General features: G+C 51.1%; 18 protein-coding genes and 1 riboswitch. Of the genes, 8 read left to right on the top strand and 10 right to left on the bottom strand.

Going from position 1 to position 18,881, the window contains the following annotated elements; all coding sequences use genetic code 11:
* The first annotated feature begins 42 nt into the window (after nt 1-42).
* A riboswitch (cobalamin riboswitch) is annotated at nt 43-247 on the top strand.
* Between the two features lie 132 nt (nt 248-379).
* Both btuB and cobT read left to right on the top strand, forming a co-directional pair.
* The gene (gene btuB / locus CKO12_RS07060) at nt 380-2,239 is read left to right on the top strand and encodes a TonB-dependent vitamin B12 receptor (protein ID WP_200154037.1); all 1,860 of its coding nucleotides are present in this window, start codon (nt 380-382) and stop codon (nt 2,237-2,239) included.
* A gap of 93 nt (nt 2,240-2,332) precedes the next feature.
* Nucleotides 2,333-3,388, top strand: coding sequence for a nicotinate-nucleotide--dimethylbenzimidazole phosphoribosyltransferase (cobT, locus tag CKO12_RS07055; RefSeq protein ID WP_200154036.1), 1,056 nt, complete (start codon nt 2,333-2,335; stop codon nt 3,386-3,388).
* On the opposite strand, the gene moaA is transcribed toward cobT, so the two are convergent.
* A complete protein-coding gene (gene moaA, locus CKO12_RS07050) occupies nt 3,385-4,398 on the bottom strand; it encodes a GTP 3',8-cyclase MoaA (protein WP_200154035.1) in 1,014 nt (337 codons plus the stop codon). The two genes, cobT and moaA, sit on opposite strands and share 4 nt — an antisense overlap.
* 181 nt (nt 4,399-4,579) lie before the next feature.
* Between moaA and CKO12_RS07045 the strand changes: the two genes are divergently transcribed.
* Both CKO12_RS07045 and CKO12_RS07040 read left to right on the top strand, forming a co-directional pair.
* The gene (locus CKO12_RS07045; RefSeq protein ID WP_200154034.1) at nt 4,580-4,837 is read left to right on the top strand and encodes a zinc ribbon domain-containing protein; all 258 of its coding nucleotides are present in this window, start codon (nt 4,580-4,582) and stop codon (nt 4,835-4,837) included.
* 138 nt (nt 4,838-4,975) lie between these two features.
* Complete coding sequence (locus tag CKO12_RS07040; protein ID WP_200154033.1) at nt 4,976-6,067, top strand: GGDEF domain-containing protein; 1,092 nt, start codon at nt 4,976-4,978, stop codon at nt 6,065-6,067.
* Here the strand turns inward: CKO12_RS07040 and CKO12_RS07035 are convergent.
* The 6 genes from CKO12_RS07035 to CKO12_RS07010 form a co-directional block, all read right to left on the bottom strand.
* Entirely contained in the window at nt 6,064-6,456 is a 393-nt protein-coding gene (locus tag CKO12_RS07035) for a hypothetical protein (protein WP_338032710.1), read from the bottom strand. The two genes, CKO12_RS07040 and CKO12_RS07035, sit on opposite strands and share 4 nt — an antisense overlap.
* A gap of 1 nt (nt 6,457) precedes the next feature.
* Nucleotides 6,458-7,366, bottom strand: a complete 909-nt coding sequence (locus CKO12_RS07030) for a LysR family transcriptional regulator (protein ID WP_200154032.1) — start codon at nt 7,364-7,366, stop codon at nt 6,458-6,460.
* 82 nt (nt 7,367-7,448) lie between these two features.
* Nucleotides 7,449-7,784 (bottom strand): zinc ribbon domain-containing protein YjdM, encoded by a 336-nt coding sequence (locus tag CKO12_RS07025; RefSeq protein ID WP_200154031.1) that lies wholly within the window; start codon nt 7,782-7,784, stop codon nt 7,449-7,451.
* A gap of 89 nt (nt 7,785-7,873) precedes the next feature.
* Nucleotides 7,874-10,903 (bottom strand): beta strand repeat-containing protein, encoded by a 3,030-nt coding sequence (locus tag CKO12_RS07020; RefSeq protein WP_200154030.1) that lies wholly within the window; start codon nt 10,901-10,903, stop codon nt 7,874-7,876.
* 96 nt (nt 10,904-10,999) lie between these two features.
* Complete coding sequence (locus CKO12_RS07015; RefSeq protein ID WP_200154029.1) at nt 11,000-11,992, bottom strand: phosphoglycerate mutase; 993 nt, start codon at nt 11,990-11,992, stop codon at nt 11,000-11,002.
* Entirely contained in the window at nt 11,989-12,858 is an 870-nt protein-coding gene (locus tag CKO12_RS07010; protein WP_200154028.1) for a trypsin-like serine protease, read from the bottom strand. The genes CKO12_RS07015 and CKO12_RS07010 overlap by 4 nt, the downstream gene beginning before the upstream one ends.
* 99 nt (nt 12,859-12,957) lie before the next feature.
* Here CKO12_RS07010 and CKO12_RS07005 point away from each other — a divergent pair, with 99 nt between their 5' ends.
* Together CKO12_RS07005 and CKO12_RS07000 are read left to right on the top strand one after the other, a co-directional pair.
* On the top strand, nt 12,958-13,980 hold the full coding sequence (locus tag CKO12_RS07005) for an SPOR domain-containing protein (protein ID WP_200154027.1): 1,023 nt from the start codon (nt 12,958-12,960) through the stop codon (nt 13,978-13,980).
* A 130-nt stretch (nt 13,981-14,110) separates the two neighbouring features.
* The gene (locus CKO12_RS07000) at nt 14,111-14,416 is read left to right on the top strand and encodes a hypothetical protein (RefSeq protein ID WP_200154026.1); all 306 of its coding nucleotides are present in this window, start codon (nt 14,111-14,113) and stop codon (nt 14,414-14,416) included.
* Nucleotides 14,417-14,494: 78 nt separating this feature from the next.
* Here CKO12_RS07000 and CKO12_RS06995 read toward each other — a convergent pair whose 3' ends face one another.
* Complete coding sequence (locus CKO12_RS06995; protein WP_200154025.1) at nt 14,495-15,385, bottom strand: phosphoribulokinase; 891 nt, start codon at nt 15,383-15,385, stop codon at nt 14,495-14,497.
* Between the two features lie 147 nt (nt 15,386-15,532).
* Here CKO12_RS06995 and CKO12_RS06990 point away from each other — a divergent pair, with 147 nt between their 5' ends.
* A complete protein-coding gene (locus CKO12_RS06990; protein WP_200154024.1) occupies nt 15,533-16,843 on the top strand; it encodes an MFS transporter in 1,311 nt (436 codons plus the stop codon).
* On the opposite strand, the gene CKO12_RS06985 is transcribed toward CKO12_RS06990, so the two are convergent.
* A complete protein-coding gene (locus CKO12_RS06985) occupies nt 16,840-17,271 on the bottom strand; it encodes a hypothetical protein (protein WP_200154023.1) in 432 nt (143 codons plus the stop codon). The genes CKO12_RS06990 and CKO12_RS06985 overlap by 4 nt on opposite strands.
* Nucleotides 17,272-17,409: 138 nt before the next feature.
* Between CKO12_RS06985 and CKO12_RS06980 the strand changes: the two genes are divergently transcribed.
* Nucleotides 17,410-18,492 carry an adenylate/guanylate cyclase domain-containing protein gene (locus CKO12_RS06980; RefSeq protein WP_200154022.1) on the top strand — a complete coding sequence of 361 codons (1,083 nt, stop codon included), beginning with the start codon at nt 17,410-17,412 and terminating at the stop codon, nt 18,490-18,492.
* 6 nt (nt 18,493-18,498) lie between these two features.
* On the opposite strand, the gene infA is transcribed toward CKO12_RS06980, so the two are convergent.
* The gene (gene infA, locus CKO12_RS06975; protein WP_007193303.1) at nt 18,499-18,717 is read right to left on the bottom strand and encodes a translation initiation factor IF-1; all 219 of its coding nucleotides are present in this window, start codon (nt 18,715-18,717) and stop codon (nt 18,499-18,501) included.
* Nucleotides 18,718-18,881: the final 164 nt, after the last annotated feature.

The raw sequence follows: 18,881 nt of genomic DNA, 5'->3' as shown, positions 1-18,881 counted from the left end.
CCGATTGGTGCAGCGAGTCACAACGGTTGAATCGTCCTAGAATAGTGCGCGTGATCTTTCGGTGCTCGGCGGGTTCGCTCGCGGAGTGAAACGGGAAGTCGGTGCAATGCCGACGCTGCCCCCGCAACGGTAAACGAGTGAAACCGCGCCAAATGCCACTGTGAATATTCATGGGAAGGCGGCGCGGTCGGAATTGGCAACAGCTCCACTCGTCAGCCCGGAGACCGGCCAAAAGATCAAGCCGAGCGCGTGGTTGGCGCTCTCACCGGAGTTGCGTGGGGCGACTGACCGGGTGCGGTTGCTGCGCTCGTGCGCCCGCCAACTCCATTTCAATCGCCAGACCTGCGCGGGTGCGCCGGGTCTGCTTTGGAGTTAGCAAATGAACTATCCCTCGCTGCTGGTCGCTCTGACCATGCCGCTGTTGCCTCACCTCGCCCACGCTGCCGCAGTGACCACGCTTGATCCCGTCATCGTGACCGCCACGCGCACATCCGAACCGAGCAGCCACACGCTCGCTGCCGTCACCGTGATTGAACGCGCCGACATTGAGCGCCAGCAAGCACGTTCGGTGCCGGAAGTGTTGCGCGGCATTCCGGGCATCAGCGTGTCGCAGAACGGCGGCGCTGGTCATTTAACCACCTTGTTTCTGCGCGGTACCAATTCCGATCACGTGCTGGTGTTGATTGACGGCGTGCCGGTGGGATCGGCGACCGCTGGTTTAACCGCGTTGGAAAATCTGCCGCTGGCGCAGGTCGAACGGATTGAAGTGGTACGCGGCCCGCGTTCGAGTTTGTACGGCTCAGAAGCGATTGGCGGCGTGATTCAAATTTTCACCACAAAAGGTGGTGGCGCGTTGACGCCGCAGTTCAGCATCACCGGCGGCAGTTTGAATACCAGCAGCGTCACGGCGGGACTTTCCGGTGGTGGCGAGCACGGCTGGTTCAATCTCGGCACCAATCTGGATCGCACCGACGGCATCAACGCCTGCAGCGGTCGCCCCGCTCCGTTTGCTGGCTGCGGCGTGATCCAGCCGGATCGGGATCGTTATCGCAATCTGGGCGTGAGTCTGCGCGGTGGTTATGCGTTCAGCGACGCCGTGCAATTCGACGCGCATCTGCTGCGCTCGGAAAATCGCGCCGATTACGACGGCTCCATCTTTGCCGGCGACACGGCACGCGCCGATCAGCAGGTCGTGGGCGCGTCCGCCACGCTCAAACCGTTGACGGCGTGGACGGTCATTTTCGCTGGTGGGCAGAGTTGGGATTTAGCGCGAGCCTATTTAGACGGCATCGACCCGCAGCGCGTGAGCACCTTTGAGACCACCCGCACCACTGGCTCGGTGCAAAACAACTTCGCGCTAACGCCAACGCAGCACATCAGTTTGGGCGTCGATGCTCTCAGCGACGCCATCGCCAGCTCCACCACTTACCGCGTCACATCCCGCGATAATGTCGGCAGTTTTGGCGCATATCAGGGACAATTCGGCGCGGTTCGCGTCACGCTCGGACTGCGCCAAGATGACAATCAGCAATTCGGCACTCACGCCACCGGTTCTGCCGCGCTCGGTTATCAGTTTGACAATGGTTTGCAGCTCACGCTGGCGCATGGCACCGCCTTCAAAGCGCCAAGTTTCAATAACTTGTATTACCCGAATTACGGCAATCCGGCGCTTGATCCCGAACAGTCGCGCAGTTGGGAGCTGGGCGCGAGTGGCGCATTGCCGCTGGCGTTGGATGCGGCGGGGCGCTGGGGGCTGAATCTGTATCAAACGGAAATTGATGATTTAATTCAATTTAATCCCGCAACGTGGACGGCAGCCAACATCAATCGCGCTCGCATTGTGGGCGTTGAGGCGACGGCGACGGCGCGGCTGTTCGCTTGGGATGTGAACGCCAATGTCACCGTGATGAATCCAGAAGATCGTTCACCCGGCAGCACTCGCGGCAACGTGCTGGCGCGGCGACCGGAGCAGACGGCGCAAGTGGCAATTGATCGCCAATTCGAGCGTTGGTCAGTTGGCAGCACGATATTTTTTGCGGGACGGCGATTTGATGATCCCGCCAATACAACGCGCTTAGATGGTTATGCGCTCGTTGATTTCCGCACTGAATACGCGCTCAATTCGACGTGGCGGGTGCAGGCGCGATTAGAAAATGCGTTTGATGAAGACTATGAAACGTCAGCTTGGTTTAATCAATTAGGGCGAGCAGCGTATTTAACGCTGCGTTATACGCCGTAATAAAGAAAAAGCCTTATCTCAAATCCCCCCAACCCCCCTTTTTCAAAGAGGGGCTTTTGCAGATTTCATTAACATTCGCGCAGGAATGAACGCATGACAATTGAACTTGCTTGGCTGAATGAACCATGCCATCCAATCAATCACGCCGCAGCGGATGCCGCCCGCCAGCGCCAAGATCAATTAACTAAACCGTATGGCTCGCTGGGGCGTTTGGAAGAAATGGCAATCGCGCTCGCCGGAATGCAAAACACCGCGACGCCGTCGCCCGATCCGGTGCAGGTGCTGCAATTTTTGTCCGATCACGGCGCAGTCGCCGAAGGCATTTCCGCTTTTCCGCAGGTCGTGACGATTCAAATGCTGCGCAATATGGCCACCGGCGGCGCACCCGTGTCGGTGATGGCGCAGGCGCTCGGTGTGCGTTTGGAGATTGTGAATCTCGGCACCGCCACTGATCCGGGTGAGATTGCCGGAGTGCGCAGCGAGCGGCTCGGCGCTGGCACCGGCAACATTGCGCGGGAAGCGGCGATGACGGAGCGCCAGCTCATTGATGGCTTAAATATCGGACGTGATGGGGTAGAACGGGCGCTGGCTGCCGGAGCCAAGCTGTTGATTTGCGGCGAAATGGGCATCGGCAACACGACCTCGGCGACGGCGCTGGCGTGTGCGTTATTAGGCGAAGAACCGGCGGCGCTGGTCGGGCCGGGCACCGGTTTGGATGCGTCAGGAATCGCTCGCAAAACCCGCACGGTGAGCGCGGCGCTGGCGCTGCACCTCACGCCAGACGCGACGCCGTTGGAATTGATGCGACGTTTGGCGGGTTTTGACATCGTCGCCACCGTCGGCGCATTTCTCACGGCAGCGCAGCGCGGGCTGCCGATTGTGGTGGATGGCTTCATTATGAGTAGTGCTGCGATTGCGACCGTGCGGCTGCAACCGGCAGCGCGAGAGTGGATGCTGTTTGCGACGGCATCCGCTGAACCGGGACATCGGCGGATGATGGCGGCGCTCGCAGCGCAACCGTATTTAGATTTTGGGCTGCGGCTGGGCGAGGCGACTGGGGCGCTGGCGGTGGTGCCGTTGCTGCGGCTGGCATGTGCTTTGCACCAGCACACGGCAACCTTTGCGGAAGCGGGCGTGAGCCAAAGTTAGCCGCCGGTCATATTCATGTGTCGCGTGACCGCCACTGCGTCCGTGTGCCCGAACTGATGTCCCCACGGTTTTAACGCCATTGCTGCCACTAACGCTTGTTTGACGCGCTCGTCATCGCCTGGATGCGCCCGCAACACGCGCCGTAAATCGACTGCCACCGTGTGTCCAAGACACAACAGTAATTGACCCGCTGCGGTCACGCGCACCCGATTACAGTCGGCGCAAAAGTTGTGGCTGTGCGGCGCAATCAAGCCAATGCGGCTCGCGGTGCCCGCCACGCGAAAGTAGGTCGCCGGGCCGCCAGTGCGTTCGTCGGTTGGCAACAATGCCAACGCTTGCTCCAAGGTGCGGCGAATCTGCGTGCTGGAATACACCTCAGCGCGGCGGGCGCTATCACCGAGCGGCATTTCCTCAATAAAGCTGATGTCGATGCCGTGCGCGATGGCAAACCGTGCTAAATCAAGCACTTCATCTTGATTGCGGCTGGCGCTGATGACGCTGTTGAGCTTGACGCGCTCAAACCCAACGGCGCACGCCGCCGCGATGCCGGCGAGGGTTTTTTGCAACACGCCGCCGCGAGTGATGGCACGGAACCGCTCGGGGCGCAGCGAATCCAAACTGATGTTGACTCGCGCCACGCCCGCAGCTTTGAGAGCGGCGGCAGCGCGGGCAAGTTGCGTGCCGTTGGTGGTGAGCGTCAATTCTTGCAACGTTGGCAACGCGCCGAGTTGTTCAAATAACCACAGCGCGTTGCGCCGTACCAACGGCTCGCCACCGGTGAGGCGCAGGCGCGTCACTCCCAGCGCATTGAAACAGCGCCCCACACGCGCTAATTCTTCTAAAGTTAATAACTGATTGCGTGGTAAAAAGCGCATTCCTTCCGACATACAATACACACAGCGCAAATCACAGCGATCAGTGATTGATAAACGCACATAAGTAATGCGCCGTCCAAAACGGTCACTTAAACCGTTAAGTGGTGATGATTCAACTACAGCCCGATGATTCATGCGCAGTGACGGTATCCTGTATCAAATGACAGCAAACATGAGTGCTGTCGTGCAACAATAATGGCAATGAAATGTGTATTTTTAAGAATACACCCCATTGTGTGCAGTAGTTCACTTTGCGAACAGCATCTGCTCGTTTATAATGATCGTCTCATTCCTCAATACTGTCGTGGAGAAGTAAATGCCAACCTATGATTACCGCTGCGAAAATAATAAACGTGTGATTGAAGTCTCACATCGAATGAGCGACACGCTCACTAACTGGGGCGAATTGTGCGCCTGCGCAGGTTTAGAACTGGGCGACACTCCTGCCGATACGCCGGTGCAACGACTGGCAACTGGTGGTAACGTGATCTCCAGCCATCGTTTGGGAAGTGGGACTGCGCCGAGTTGCGCCAGCGGCTCCTGTTGTGCGGGCGGCATGTGTGGCTTGAATTAACCGTTACTGCCGCTTAAAACTCCACTGAATACATCGCCATCACGCAATTCATTGCGCTTTGTGGTGGCGATGTTCTGCTGGATGATGCCCTAATCTCCCGCAGTATAGATTCCTTTTCATTTGCCGTGGAAAAAAGCCATGTTTCAGGATCGGAAAAGCAATTGCGGGCTGGTTAATAAAATTTCAACATTGCGTATTGTTGACTCACTCGCTGAGATCACGCGCTACAAAGATCGTGAATTATTAGAACGCAGCCTCGCTATTACATTATCAGAATTGTTTTTAAGTGAAGAATTTCGTTTTTATCGAGTGAGCAACACGGTAGTTGAAAACGAAAATCGCGTAAAATTATCATTGCTCATCTATGCCAATCAAGGCATCGTCATTTCTGAACAACAGGTGAATGACTACGAATTGCCTGATTGGGTGCTAAATTTAATCACTCGCGCCATTGAACAGCGCGAGCTAGTAGAACACCATGATATAGAAGCTGATGTGGCGTACATTATTTATCCGGTGTACGGCAAACAAGAAGATATTTATGGCATCTTGTTACACAGCGGTAAACAACCTAGCTTTGAATCAAAACGCTTGATTTATGGATTATTACGCATCTATTCTAATTATTTGGCGCTCTTAGAAGAAAGTCATCGTGATACGCTAACGAGTCTATTGAATCGTGAAATTTTAGATAGTGAAATCACCAAAATATTGGTGAGTAATGCGCAGTTTCAGCAAAAATGCACTCGCAATCGACGCACGCTGGACGGCTGTCATGCGTGGCTCTGTTTGCTTGATGTCGATCATTTTAAGCGGATTAACGATGAGTGGGGACATCTATACGGCGATGAGGTATTGATTTTACTCGCTCGCCAATTAGAGTTAATTTTTCGTAAAGAGGATTTATTATTTCGCTATGGCGGCGAGGAATTCGTTGCTTTATTCCGTACTTTTTCTTATGAAGATGCGCAATCTGTGTGCGAACGAACACGAGAAACAATCGCACAATATGCGTTTCCGGGCGTGGGGCAGGTCACGATTAGTATTGGTGTCACTGAAATCACCCGCCAACCTGGTTCATCTATTGTAATTGGACAGGCGGACAAGGCTTTGTATTACGTTAAAGGGCATGGACGTAATCAAAGTTGTTTTTATGAAGATTTGTTATCACGCGGCTTAATTGAAGCACAAGCTGTCAATCAACACACCAGTACCATTGACTTTTTTTAGTGATCTGTCGCCTCGGTATAGCGTGCGCAATAGGTTTGATACTGCTGGGCAAAGAGCGTTTCTAATGCGTCAATCACTGATTCAGCCGTGCGTCCTTGTATAACATGCGCCGACATGAGTGTTGAAGTTTCATTTAAGAGCGCAGTGCGGTCTAACATGGGATAAGTCTGCGACAATCGTTTAATTGCACCAATGACGGTTTCTTGGGTAGGGCGCGGCAACGGTACAGGAGCATCAGGTGACACCATTGGCGGCGCCTCTATAGTGCGCCGTTGTACTAAAAACTCCGCAAATGCTAATAAGGCGTCACGATCCGCTGCCGATAATTGCGCCAAGCAGTTAATTAAGCGCCGTTTAATACTCAATTCGGGAGTTTTGGAAGTCATCATTTTAAGAACGCTGGCCTTGGCTGCGACAATAATTGCGGGCAAATTCAAGTAATTCTTCCATCACCCGCTGCCGAAATTTCTGTTTTTGATGCACGAATGAAAAGGGGCGTTCTAATGGCGGTACCATTGGAATAGCAACCAAGGTGCCTAGTTTTAATTCTTTTTGAATCGTGGTTCCAGAAACCACCGACACGCCCATTCCCGCTTCTACGGCACCTTTTAGTGCTTCTGGACTGCCCAGTTCCATAGCAATTTTTAGTGTTGCGTATCCATCTGGTTGGTGTTGCAAATAATCGTTAATCACTTCGCGGGTGCCAGAACCTTCTTCACGACAAATAAATGGATACTCCAAAAGATGCGCAAACGTGGTTTCTGATAAGCTGGCAAGTGGATGATTGGGGTGCATAATTGCGACTAAACGATCCAGTTTACAAACTTCAACCACTAAATTTTTATTCGTGACTGGTGCTTCCACAACTCCAAGATCAATGACGTTGTTTTCCACCATTGAAACAATCCCTTCTGTGTTTGAAACCTTCAAATGAATCGACACTTCCGGGTAATGCGCACAAAAATCACCTAATAACGGTGGCAATAGGTATTCAGCAATTGTGGTGCTCGCACCAATTGTTAAAATGCCACCAATTTGACCAGTGATGCCGCGCACTGCACTTTCCATTTCTGCATAAATTTCAAAGATATGATCGGCCGCTTCACATACCTTGCGCCCCGCTTCAGTGAGGCTAATGCGGTTATGCGTCCGATCAAACAGCCGCGTATTAAAGTGCTCTTCGAGCTGACGCACCTGAAAAGTGACCGCCGGTTGCGTCATGTGGAGCGTCTGCGCGGCCTTGGTAAAACTCAATAACCGCGCAACTGTATGAAAAACTTGAAGTCTACGATCAGCCATTGCGAGATCGCTCTAGGCAAAATACCGATATAGAATATGCTTATATCATAGACCGGAAGGGCTTTGACTTGAATGTGTGCGTTCAGGCTTTACGCAAATAACAGGCTTTCAACATAAAACTACCCGTATCTGTTTTACAATCAACTTCATGATCGCCACCCACCAAGCGAATTTTTTTAATTTTCGTACCGACTTTTAATGTCGTTGAAGACCCCTTCACTTTGAGGTCTTTAATTAAAACGACGGAATCACCATCTGCTAAAGCGGTGCCGTTTGCATCTCGAATAACATCAAGATTCTCGGTGAGATCGGCATCCTGTGTACTTGACCATTCATGCCCGCAATCGGGACAAATCAACAATGTTCTATCTAAATAACTGTTCACAGAACTGCAATTCGGACAAGAGGGAATAGACATTCTTTTTCCTAAAAAATAGTGTAAAAAAAGCGCCAATAGATCGTTTAATCTATTGGCGTTTGGATTGATGCAACTGACTCTAACGATAGTTAAAGCACAAAATCGGTTGCCGATATTGTTGTCGTCACTCCCATTAACAAAATACTAAAATCTGCAACGCCATTGCCATCGGTATCACCTGTCACCATGGTATTTCCTGCGTTGATGTCAAAACGCAGTTCACCGGCAGTACCGCTAAACACTTTGTTGCCAATAAAAGTAAACTCTTCTGAGTAAAACGTAGGCAAGGATAAATCAATCTTATCCTTTTGAGTCTGAGAAAAATCGCTGATTATGTCGGGATTAGAAACCGTAGTATCGGTTAAAAATCCAAAGCTAAAATAATCTGCGCCAGCATCACCTTGCAATGTATCTTGACCGCCACCGCCATTCAGCGTGTCGTTGCCGGCACTACCAATCAACATATTGTTGCTGGCATTACCAGTCAGGCTATTATTGAGTACGTTACCAGTTCCGTTGATGACAACCTTTTTAACATCCAACAGTTGTAGATTCTCAACATTATCCGCCAACGTAATACTCACATTTGCTTGCACGACATCAATCTGTGTTACCGCAGTGCTGGTTTCAGTAATCACATCAAGAACGTTGTCAACCAGGTAGGTATCGTTACCATCACCGCCACTCATACTATCAATGCCGGGTCCGCCGTTCAAAACATTGTCATCAGTATTGCCAATCAAAATGTCGTTAAATTTACTACCAGTCAGATTTTCAATGCTGATAAGCGTATCGCTACCAGAACCGCGAGTATCTTGCATGGTTGTCAACGTTAAATCGACCTTAACTGCCGCTGCAGTAGCATAGGAGACTGTATCAAAACCGCTGCCACCAGTGATGACATTGTTGGCATTACTAGCAGTAATCACATCGTTAAAAGTACTGCCAACTAAATTTTCGACATTCAGCAGTTTATCCGTACCAGACCCTCCTGTTTTCTGAGGATTTTTGCTGCTCAAGTCAACAATAATGCCAGCCGTTGCACTTTCATAAGAAACTGTATCACTACCATCTAAACCATCCAACACGTTATCAGTATCGGTTACACTCAAAAAATCACTATAAATGCTGCCTGTTATATTGCTAAAACCGACTAACGTATCTGTTCCTGAACCACCGGTCAGCTGCGCCGTGGTGATTGCTAAATCAACGCGAACGCCGGTGCCGCCGGTGCCGATGACACCAAACTGATAAGAGACTGTATCAATACCACCGCCACCCTTCAGGATATTATCACCCGTGTTGGGATAAATCACGTTTGCCAGCGTATTACCAGTGCCATTCAGGTTTTCCGATCCTAACAACTGCAAATTCTCAACATTTGCTGGAAGCAGATAACTAATATCTGCCAATACGGTATCTGTTCCCATTCCCGCCTTTTCAACTACAGTATCAAAACTATCAACGATATAACGATCATTGCCCGCACCACCTTCTAATCGATCAGCGCCAGCCATACCATCTAAGACATTCGCACTTCCGTTGCCGGTAATGACATTGGGTAATTCGTTCCCGGTACCGTTGACAGCATCTTTACCAGTCAGAACTAAATTCTCTACATTTTTACTCAAAATGTAACTGACACTCGACTCTACAGTATCAATTTGAGTCGTTGCTGTACTAGTTTCAACCACGATATCTGCGCTATCAACAATGTAGGTATCGTTACCTTCACCGCCTGTCAAAAGATCAGCACCAGTCGAGCCATCTAAGCGGTTATCTTTGCCATCACCAGTCAATGAATCGTTATATTGACTCCCGATAAGATTCTCAATGTTAACAAAGGTATCTTTACCAGAACCGCGAGTTGCTTGTGCTCCGGGAACTGCCAACGAAATCACTACGCCAGTATAGGTTGCATCAGCGCCAGAATAGATTGCTTTTGCATTAAGCTGCGCCTCATAAGAAACCGTATCTATACCAGATAATCCATCAAAAGCGTTATCTCCGGTGTTGGCATAAAAGATGTTGTTAAGCGTGTTCCCAGTTGCGTTAATATCGTTGCCACTCATTAACTGCAAGTTTTCAACGTTCGGAGTCAACGTGTAACTAACAAATGACTTTACTAAATCGATCTGGTTGGTAGTGACCGCAGTGTTCGTTTCAATGACCACATCACCAATATTATCGACATAGTAAATGTCACTGGTGTCACCGCCATCCATGGTATCAGCACCACCAAGACCATCTAAAACATTCGGATCGTTATTGCCAATCAGTTTGTTATTGAGCGCGTTGCCTGTTCCATTTATAGCGTAGATATCTCCGAAAATATCTTGCAGTTCTAAGTTTTCGACGTTGTCTGGCAGGGTATAACTTACAAAAGAACGCACGGTGTCAATACCACCACCGGCGGTTGATAAAGAAGATTCTTCAACTTGGTCATCATTGCTACTAACAAGGTAAATATCATCACCATTGCCACCACGCATGGTGTCGCCATTAGAATCAGAACCGCCATCTAATAGATTATTGCCAGAATTGCCAGTGAGGATATTATCAAGCTCATTACCAGTGCCGTTAATGTTGCTCGTTCCCGTCAGTACTAAATCTTCAACATTCGCATTCAATGTATAGCTAACGGAAGCATTGACAATATCACGCTCAGTCTGATCTTTTGAATCATTTGTTTCGTTAACTTGATCGCCTTCATCATTGGCAGTATAGGTATCAGCACCGTCACCACCAATCATCACATCTGCATTACTGCCCCCATCTAAGGTATCGTCACCGCCCATGCCATACAGTAAATCAGGTTGGGTACCACCACTAAATAATGTGTTGGATGAGTTATCATTGATTGTATTTGTCGTATCATCACCAACTAACAACTTACTACCACTGGTAAAGGTAATATTCTTTGAAGTCAGTTGCCCTAAGCTGACATTCATCAAAGAAAAAGATTTTCCAGGATAAACGAAGTTCAGGTTATTCCCTACCGCAGTAATCGAACCTAAACCAGCGTTAATTGCTGGATTATCAAACTGAAAGACGTCGGTCACTGGATTAAACGTGATCACCTGACCGTTGGTGATCGTATTGAACATAAATGTAGCCATTTTCTCTCCTTAAAACGAATGAGGAAACTAAAACCGTTCTGCTCTCAATAAGAATACTTGATTATCATACACTGCGAAATCGCAGTGTGTGACACATTACCCCATCAGCGCAAATAAATCCTGTCGCCGCCAAAACCGTCGCAACGCCGTCCGCGAGACTTGAAAACGCCGCCCCAATTCTGGATCAAGTAGCGCCAATTGCCCATCCTCAGCACGGAGTTGGCGCTCCGGTGCGACAAGCGCGGCGTCGAGTTCCACCAGCGCCGTTGCCCAAGCTGCCACATCATGGTTTTGCAGTGCTTTTTCAGCTTTATCCCAATAAATCAAACAATTAGCAACGGGTGCGGCAGCGGCAAGCCACTGCGCCAGCGGGCGATGCTCACCGGCTGCGTGGCGAGCGAGACCGCGCAGCAACGGCAAATCGCCAATGAGTTGTGGCAGCGCAACAGCGGAACTTTGCGGCAACTGCCCGCCGCCCCACGTCCACATGCCGCTGATGAGCGGACGCCGCTGCCGTTCGCGTAACCGATTGACTTCGCTATTAAAAAACAGCATCTGCGTTTCATTCAGCAGGCATTGCCAACGGCGAGCATCCGCGCCCGTCATCATATCTGGATGCAACGCTCGCCCCTGCACCTGCGCCAGCGGCGGGCTGTCCACCGCGACCGGTTGCGCCGTGCGCAGATACCAGCGTTCGGGCGTTGCCGCCAGCAAATGCAGCCCATCAGCAGCAAAATGTTGGTTAAACAACGCCACCAACGCTGCCGCTTCCGCCGCATCAGGAGCGATGGTCGCGCCGCTAAACAGCAGCAATTGTTCACGATCTGGACGCAAATGTACCGGATCAGCGTGAAACCAGTTGCCGCTCGCATCCCAGTCGCCCGCTTCACCGTATAACGATAACGCCCCGGTTGGCGCGGCAGGATGGCAACCGCAAGCAGCGAGCACTGCTGCCTCCGGCGAGGTCATCGCCACCTGCTGCGCGAGCGCCCGTCCGAGCAACCGGTTGAGCGTGGGCAACGGCGGACGCGGCTGCGGCAGATACGGCAGCGGCCCGAGCAGACCAGGACAAATCACCGTGAGCATCATGGAGTGACATCTCGAAAAAAGTCGCGGCAGGCGCTGGGCGCAGCTAAACCATTGATATTGACTGCCATATTAGAACGCGCCGCGCCGCGCTGGAGACCGTAAACGGTGCCATTGACGCCCACCACCCGCCCGTTGCGGAGCACCGGCCCACCGGAATCGCCCGGCGTGAGTGACGGCGTATTTGCGCGTAATTGCCCGCCATAGGTGTAAAAATTGACCGAATCAACGCGAATCACCGCCGTTGTGCCCCAATGACGCTGTCCGAATGGCGCACTCGCCGCGCCCGTCCGCCCGTAGCCCACGATTTGCACCGCTGCATCAGCCGCCAACGGCGCACAATCCACCGCAAAATAAGGAATTTGTGCCGTTGTGTCACGCACCATAATGATTGCCAAATCAGGAAAGCGTGTTGTGAAATGATGATTAGCCGCCAGCATCCGCAGCCGCTGCGCCAATTCAGCGCCCTGATAACGTTGTTGATAAGCGCGGATTTGCGTTTCTCTATATTCAAAAAAACGGTGCAATGCAGTTTGATAAGCGGGATGTAATTGAATTCGCTGAATGGTTAATTGAAGTACTGCGGGACGCGCTGGCGGTTGAGAATGGGCGCTAATCAATAGTTTTTGCCCCGCTTGCAAATGCGTATTCAACGTTCCCTGATGTAAATCAGTGACACAATGTGCCGCAGTTAAAAAAGCATGGGTGCCAATTTTAGTTGCAGAACAATGCAAGCGATCATTGATAATAATTGCCACCACTGCCTTGAATTGTTCTGGCACATCAATTTGTCCACCTGATAGCGCCCAGCTTGCTTTTGCAATACTGAATAATAGCACTAAAAGGCTGTAATTCAATGTGATACGCATCTTGATTCTCGTTGTGATAATCAGCAGAGTATAGGCAACTCTACAAGCAGCAGAGCGTATAATAGTTTACCTGCACCTACAAATAAAACGGAGGCGACAATGGCAGCGAATCCTTTTGATGACAACGACACTGAACGCACGGTGGCTGATGAGTTGATTGTCACGCAATCAGAACGATTAAATCGGTTGACGGTGGCATTGGATAAACATCGCCTCGCGTTTCAAAATAGTGAAGCCACGTTAATCACGCGCATCGCTGATGTTGATGATGAACATCGGCGGGCAGTGAACCAAATCAGTAAACAGTATACATCGCTGCGAGACCGTCTTAAAACGACGCGCATTTTGACACTCAGTTTAATCGCAGGACTGGTCATCCTCATTACCATGAGCTTGGGCGGGTTTTATATGCACACGCAACAAAAGCACACTGAATTGGTGGCTGAGATTGCAGAATTGCGCGATATGGCGAATACGCTACAACGGCAAATTCCTGATAATGCCGTACAAAATAAAGTCATACAAGAACGTTTAACGCAATTATCACTGCGGGTAACAGGATTAGCGCGAGCGGTAGCACCAACTGCATCAGTGACACCACCATCATTGAATGAACCAGCGCCAATTCCCACTCCACCTCCGCCGCTCGCAGTAGAAAAACCAGCATTGGACAGTGCCGCAACAGTTAATTCAGAAGCCACAACAGAAATCAAACCGGTGCCATTTAATCCCGCATTGGAAGTAGATGCTGCGCCCGCGCCAACAACTGCTGTGAATACGCCACAAGCTGCCACAAGTTCAGCAGCTACGGAAACAGTAGCAGTGACAGACACCCTTTATTCTTTACAACTGATTGGGTTTTTTTCATTTGCAGAATTGATGACTTATGTGCAAAAAGTGCCCTTGCCGCCAAGAGTATTTTATCAAACTGAGACGTTTCGCGGGCGACCTTGGTTTGTGTTAATTCATAGTTTACACACCAGTTATGCTTCTGCAAAAACGACAATTGCGCAATTCCCGCCTGCATTAGCTGAATTGGATGTGTGGATTCGCAAATTGCCAGCAGATGCCACCGTGACGGCATTAAACATTCAATCCACAGCGGCACCAGCGCAGCCATAACCGCGTAAAGCGGGAGTGGTGATTGTCAAAACTGCCGCACAGTTTGTAACTCCTGTCGCCGATATACTGACACCATTGATAACGCGGTCATTGCGCACAGACATGTAAGCGCCGTCAATGGTGAATACCGATGTTTCAGAGCACGCAACAACCATTCGGGCGTGATTTGGATCAAATTCTTGATCGGGTTTATCGCGCCAATGAACAGCCTGATGTGGATAGCGACGCAGCGCGGCGCCAGCAGTTTCAACAACAGGCGCTGGGCGTGGTTGCATTGCAGGAGGCGATGGCAAATTTGCGCCAAGCGCGTGATACATCACAATCTATTTGGCGTTTGAAAAGGGAGATTAGCGAACTTCAAGATGACATTGAACAATTGAAGTTGCTACGAGAACAAATTGCAGCTCTCAAACAGCAGCTTAATGAAGCGGAATAATACACAGTGTGTCGTTGCTTGCATCAAACCATTCGCTCGTCGTACACGGTGACGGCGAGCGAATATCATGGCGGTGAATTACACCTTGCGTGCTTCCATCATGCGCTCAATGATCGGCTGCAAAATCACTTCCATTGCAAACCCCATCTTGCCACCGGGGACGACCATGCTATTGCGGCGCGACATGAATGAATCGTGAATCATCGCCAATAAATAAGGGAAATCAACTTGCAGTTTTTCTGGGTCTTTGAAACGAATAATGACAAAACTTTCATCCGGCGTGGGAATATCCCGCGCAATAAATGGATTGGAGGTGTCTACTGTGGGCACCCGTTGAAAGTTAATATCAGTCAATGAAAACTGCGGAGTAATGTGCCGAATGTAATCTGGCATCCGCCGCATAATCGTATCGACAATTGCTTCAGCAGAATAACCGCGCTCTAAGTTGTCACGTTGGATTTTTTGAATCCATTCCAAATTGACAATTGGCACCACGCCCACACCGAGATCAACATGTTGCGCCACATTATCATCTTCACTGACGACTAAACCGTGCAATCCTTCATAAAATAAAAGGTCAGTATTCGCCGGTAAACCTTCCCAGGGTGTGAATTGACCGGGTTTAAGATCAGTCCCTAACCGCGCATTCAATTGCACTGCTTCATCATCGCTGTGAATGTAATAACGCTTCTGACCGTTGCCGGTTTCACCATAATCGTGAAAGAGTTTTGCCAATAAATCAAAGCGATTGGCTTCTGGACCAAAGTGGCTGAGATTGGTATGACTCGCAGCGGCGTTGGCCATTTCCGTTTTCATTTCAGCGCGATCAAAGCGATGAAAACTGTCGCCTTCAATGACGGCAGCGCTGATACCATCCCGATAAAAGATGTGTTCAAACGCACGTTTTACTGTGGTGGTTCCCGCACCGGAAGACCCAGTGACAGCAACAATCGGATGCTTCTTTGACATGCAGTGTTCTCTCCCCGTTTTTTGCGTGACTTCAACATGAGTGCTGCACCCGTTCTCGACCTGACAAACCAGTGCGAAATGTTCAGTCAATATACCATGAGACGGCGCTACTATCGTATTGCGCCGTTCTCAAATAGGATTTCATTGATGCCAGACCGAACTACCGCTGGACGTTTTGCACAGTTGCGCTGGCGTACTTTTGCCATCTTGGTGGTGGCGTACATGACTGTCTTTTTTCACCGCATGGCACCCGGCGTGGTGGCTGGCGATTTGATGGTCACGTTTCAGGTGAGCGGCGCAGCACTCGGCTCATTGGCGGCGATGTATTACTACATTTACACCGCAATGCAGATTCCGGCTGGCGTGTTAGCTGACACCCTCGGCTCCCGCAGCGTGGTCACACTAGGCGGCATCGTCGCCGGCTGCGGTTCCATTTTATTTGGATTAGCGCCGGATTTTGAGCTGGCAGCCAGCGGACGCTTTTTAGTCGGATTGGGCGTTTCAGTCGTGTTTGTCGGCCTGATGCGCTCCAACACCCAATGGTTTCGCGCCCGCGATTACGGCGCGATCAGCGGCATCACGTTATTGCTCGGCAACCTCGGTGCCATTCTCGCTGCCGGCCCGCTGGCGCTGGTGCTCGGCGTCCTCTCATGGCGCACCGTCTTTGTCAGCATCGGCATCCTGTCGTTATTCATCGCACTGCTCACCGCGTGGCTCGTGCGCGATCAACCCGAAGCAGTTGGGTTGCCGTCAGTGCGAGAACTCGACGGTTTACCCGCACATCCGTCGCGCCAGCGCCATTGGCGACATGAATTATGGGACGTGCTCACGACCGCCGCGATCTGGCCCACGTTTTTCGTCATGTGCGGCGGCACCGGCAGTTTATTTGCCTTCGCCGGACTGTGGGGCGTACCACTGCTGGTGGACAGTTTCGGCTTAACCCGCTCGGCAGCATCGCTCTACACCACCGTCACCCTCAGCGGATTCGCCGTCAGCTCCCTACTCAGCGGCTGGCTCTCCGACCGCGTCGGTCGTCGTCAACCATTTTTACTGGGCGCCAGCGCCCTGTCAGTCCTGATGTGGCTCGGATTGATCGTTTTACCGTGGACGCCGGGCTGGTCTGGGCTGCTGCTATACGGCGGGCTAGGCATCGCCGCTGGCGGTTTTGTGGTCGGCTATGCAGTGGCAAAAGAAGTGGTCGCACCGCAAGCTGCCGGCATGGCCATCGCGCTGGTCAACACCGGCTTATTTCTCGGCGCGGCGCTGTTACAACCTGCCTTCGGGTGGATATTAGACCTCAGTTGGGACGGGGCACTGCGCGACGGGATGCGCCTGTACACCTTGAGCGACTATCACGGCGGACTGTGGCTGACCAGCGGGTTTGCGCTGTGCGGATTCATCGCTGCGACACGCGGGCGCGAAACCCGCTGTCAACAACGCCCGCCAGCGGCAGATTAAGGTGCCGTCGGACTGCTATGCACGCCATGATCAGCCAACCAGCGCACGTCCAATTCCCACTCCACCCGCGTCACGCCGGGCTGCGCCAGCGCCAGCCCCATCGCCCGTTTTTGATGGTCAATCAACTCCTGTTGTGCCGCGATCATTGCCGGATCATCTTGCGCTTTACCGTGCAAATTCGGATAAATGACCTCCAAAAACTGGATCGCCGGGAATTGCGGCGAGCGCGGCGTAGACAATACCGCCACGCCGTTTTCCAGCGACCGCAGTTTGAATTGGTACGGATAGGAGGAGAGCTTGGAATCAGACTCCAGCACCGTATTGAAATCCCAAACTTGCGGCTGCCATGACGCCCTGAGCCAAAATCCGACGGCCACGATGATGAGAATACCGAGGGCGATACTATAATTGCGCGTAAATTGATCCATAAATACAGTCTCACAATGAAAGGCGGGTCAATGTCACCAGCAGTGACGGGGTTGTCATAACGGTTAGCATCGTCTAAATGCGTGATTAACAGCTATGAAAATTGTCAATTTGTATTGCAATGGAGTTTAGCAGCCACCATGCAGCATCGAGAACGAGAACACCTTTTTACCGGCGTCACCCAAGTAGTCAATACCCTTTATGATGCGCCATTAACTGCGCAACTTGAGCACACCTTGCGCGAACGCTTAACCACTCCTTTAAATGATTTTTTATTGGAGGCGCAGCCTGTGATCTGCACCGAAGTCACCATTTTAATTGTGGATTTGCGCGGATTCACTGCGCTGATGGAATCCTTGCCAACAACCAAGATGATTGCCGTCCTCAATCGCTTTTATGGCTTAATGGCGCAATTGGTAGCGCGACATGGCGGCGTGGTTGATAAATTCATGGGTGATTCAGTAATGGCACTATTCGGCGTGCCCCAGCCACATCCTGAAGATTTATTGCGGGCGCTGACCTGTGCAGTGAATATGCAGCAAGCCATTGCGGAAATGAATTGGCAGAGTGGTGAACGCGATGAGCCGCAAATTTATGCGGGCATTGGCATTAACACTGGCGAAGTGATGGCGGGAAGTTTTGGCTCCACCATTTACAGTGAATACACGGTGATTGGCGATCCGGTGAACTTAGCAGCGCGGATTGAAGGCTATAGTTTGCGCGGGCAGGTGTTAATTAGCGAAGCGAGTTATCAACGCGCAAAAGAAGTCATTGAAATTGGCGCGGTGAATGATGTATTTGTGAAAGGAAAAACCAATCCAGTCACGTTGTATGAATTGAAATCAATTACCACGCCGCGCTTCTTATCGGTGCCAGAAATTGAGGTGCGCAAATCGCCGCGTATTGCGGTCGATTTTCCCATCGTATTCCGCAAAGTTGAGGCTAAAAAAGTGCTCACAGAGCGATTTGTCGGCAAGGTCAACGACCTGAGTTATGAGGGCATGAGCGCGGATTTGCCGCTGATTCTGCCGCCATATTCAGAGATTCTCATGTCGTTGCTGCCGGATTTGGGTGCAGAGTCGGCGCTGGAGGTTTACGCACGAGTGTTGCGGACGCGGGGCGGTCAAAACAGTTATCGCACCAACTTGCAATTCACCACCATTGATACGCCGGGGCATCGCAAGGTGAAGCAGTATGTCGATCAGGTGTTGTGGGGACGCTGAACGGCGTCAGCGGGCGCGGTAAACGATGCGACCTTTGGTGAGATCGTAGGGCGTCAGTTCTACGGTCACTTTGTCGCCGGTCAGAATGCGGATGTAGTGCTTGCGCATCTTGCCGGAAATGTGCGCGGTCACGGTGTGACCATTTTCGAGTTCTACGCGGAACACGGTGTTGGGCAAGGTCTCAGTGACCGTTCCTTCCATTTGAATCACGTCGTCTTTAGACATAAGCGGTATCGTTTTGTGAGTGAAAAAAGATGGTTGTGAAAAGGGGCGAAAGCATAGCACATCAAACGGCTTAAAACGGCGCTGGAGTGACATATTAGCGGCGTTCTCTTGCCTTTTTGGTACATTTCGCCTATAAACTCCGCCCTTTACGGTCAAGCAATCAT

Origin of the sequence: Chromatium okenii, from assembly GCF_016583745.1 — a bacterium.
GTDB classification, from domain to species: Bacteria; Pseudomonadota; Gammaproteobacteria; order Chromatiales; family Chromatiaceae; genus Chromatium; species Chromatium okenii.
Note: the sequence above shows the minus strand (reverse complement) of the source record. Positions and strands in the feature narration are given on the sequence as shown.

Coding starts and splice junctions, on each gene's coding strand:
- CKO12_RS07030 (WP_200154032.1), bottom strand. CDS start 7,366: ATGGCTGATCGTAGACTTCAAGTTTTTCATACAGTTGCGCGGTTATTG.
- CKO12_RS06980 (WP_200154022.1), top strand. CDS start 17,410: ATGCAGCATCGAGAACGAGAACACCTTTTTACCGGCGTCACCCAAGTA.
- CKO12_RS07020 (WP_200154030.1), bottom strand. CDS start 10,903: ATGGCTACATTTATGTTCAATACGATCACCAACGGTCAGGTGATCACG.
- moaA (WP_200154035.1), bottom strand. CDS start 4,398: ATGAATCATCGGGCTGTAGTTGAATCATCACCACTTAACGGTTTAAGT.
- CKO12_RS07045 (WP_200154034.1), top strand. CDS start 4,580: ATGCCAACCTATGATTACCGCTGCGAAAATAATAAACGTGTGATTGAA.
- CKO12_RS06995 (WP_200154025.1), bottom strand. CDS start 15,385: ATGTCAAAGAAGCATCCGATTGTTGCTGTCACTGGGTCTTCCGGTGCG.
- CKO12_RS07015 (WP_200154029.1), bottom strand. CDS start 11,992: ATGATGCTCACGGTGATTTGTCCTGGTCTGCTCGGGCCGCTGCCGTAT.
- CKO12_RS07000 (WP_200154026.1), top strand. CDS start 14,111: ATGTTTCAGAGCACGCAACAACCATTCGGGCGTGATTTGGATCAAATT.
- CKO12_RS07025 (WP_200154031.1), bottom strand. CDS start 7,784: ATGTCTATTCCCTCTTGTCCGAATTGCAGTTCTGTGAACAGTTATTTA.
- CKO12_RS07005 (WP_200154027.1), top strand. CDS start 12,958: ATGGCAGCGAATCCTTTTGATGACAACGACACTGAACGCACGGTGGCT.
- infA (WP_007193303.1), bottom strand. CDS start 18,717: ATGTCTAAAGACGACGTGATTCAAATGGAAGGAACGGTCACTGAGACC.
- CKO12_RS07040 (WP_200154033.1), top strand. CDS start 4,976: ATGTTTCAGGATCGGAAAAGCAATTGCGGGCTGGTTAATAAAATTTCA.
- btuB (WP_200154037.1), top strand. CDS start 380: ATGAACTATCCCTCGCTGCTGGTCGCTCTGACCATGCCGCTGTTGCCT.
- cobT (WP_200154036.1), top strand. CDS start 2,333: ATGACAATTGAACTTGCTTGGCTGAATGAACCATGCCATCCAATCAAT.
- CKO12_RS06990 (WP_200154024.1), top strand. CDS start 15,533: ATGCCAGACCGAACTACCGCTGGACGTTTTGCACAGTTGCGCTGGCGT.
- CKO12_RS06985 (WP_200154023.1), bottom strand. CDS start 17,271: ATGGATCAATTTACGCGCAATTATAGTATCGCCCTCGGTATTCTCATC.
- CKO12_RS07035 (WP_338032710.1), bottom strand. CDS start 6,456: ATGATGACTTCCAAAACTCCCGAATTGAGTATTAAACGGCGCTTAATT.
- CKO12_RS07010 (WP_200154028.1), bottom strand. CDS start 12,858: ATGCGTATCACATTGAATTACAGCCTTTTAGTGCTATTATTCAGTATT.